Source organism: Patulibacter medicamentivorans (assembly GCF_000240225.1).
In the GTDB taxonomy this organism is placed as follows: Bacteria; Actinomycetota; Thermoleophilia; order Solirubrobacterales; family Solirubrobacteraceae; genus Patulibacter; species Patulibacter medicamentivorans.
This window is the reverse complement of record NZ_AGUD01000344.1, coordinates 1-1,004: the sequence shown is the minus strand read 5'-3', so window position 1 is coordinate 1,004 and position 1,004 is coordinate 1. Positions and strand designations below refer to the sequence as shown.

The following is a 1,004-nucleotide window of genomic DNA, read 5'->3' as shown; positions in this document are numbered from 1 at the left end:
GGACCGAGTCGCCGCCCGCGGGCGAGCAGCCCGGCGATCGCGGCCAGCACCAGCAGCCCGAGCACCGCCCCGACGCGCGGCGAGAGCCCGCCGGCGGCGGTCGCGTCGGCTCGCGGCCGCAGCGCCACGACCCGGCCGCGGCCGGCCAGGCCGACCGCCAGGGCGGCGTTGTCTCGATCGTCGAGCCGGTCGTTCTCGACCAGCTGACGGTCGGCGACCAGCACCAGCGACCCGTCGCCGACCCGCCGCTCGCCCACGAGCACCGGTGGCGGCGCCGCGTCGCCGTCGGCCACGACCAGCGCCGACAGCGCCTCGGTCTCGGCCGGCCAGGCCCGGGCCCCGTCCGCCTGGACGTGATCGACGGCGGCCGTCTCCGGTTCCCGGCGGGCACGGCGACCGAGCTCGAGCGCGGCGTCGATCGGCCGCAGCAGGCCCAGCTCGTCGCCGAGCGCGATCGCGTCCCTCCCGACCGCGACCACGCGCGCGCCGCGCGCCGTCTCTCGCAGCACCCGCCGCGCCAGCGTCGGCGTCAGGTCGCCCTCGGCGAACAGGTAGGTGGTCCTGGGCAGCAGCCGCACGCGGTCCTCGTCGACGTCGACGATCCGCAGCGGCACGCCCTCGTGGCGCAGCAGCGCGCGCCAGCCGCCGAGCCCGTCGCGATCCGCGCTGCTCCAGCCGTCGCGCGGCCCCCGCTCCCGCTCGCCGCCGTCGCCGCTGCCGAACAGGCCCAGCACCACCAGCACCACCAGGCCGAGCCCCACGACGGCGAGGATCGCCCGCAGCCTCACGACGCGTCCTCCAGCTCCGGCTCCGCCAGCACCGCCGACCAGCCCTCGCGGGCGACGCGGCTGTCGTCCGGCCCGACCGCGCCGCTGCCGTAGGCCGCGCGATCGTAGCCGGCCGCCAGCGCGCCGATCGCCGGGTGCGGGACGGCGCGGGCGACCTGCCCGGCGGTCCGCGCCGCGGATGGCCGCAGCACTCCCCGGGCGAGCAGCCGCAGCGTG

2 protein-coding genes are annotated in these 1,004 nt (G+C 79.6%); both read right to left on the bottom strand.

Translation table 11 applies throughout. The features are described 5' to 3' along the window. On the bottom strand, positions 1-788 hold a 788-nt coding region (locus tag PAI11_RS23560), incomplete at its 3' end, for a DUF4350 domain-containing protein (protein ID WP_040601551.1). After that, the coding region (locus PAI11_RS23555; RefSeq protein ID WP_040601550.1) for a DUF4129 domain-containing protein at positions 785-1,004 on the bottom strand (220 nt) is incomplete at its 5' end. The genes PAI11_RS23560 and PAI11_RS23555, both read right to left, overlap by 4 nt.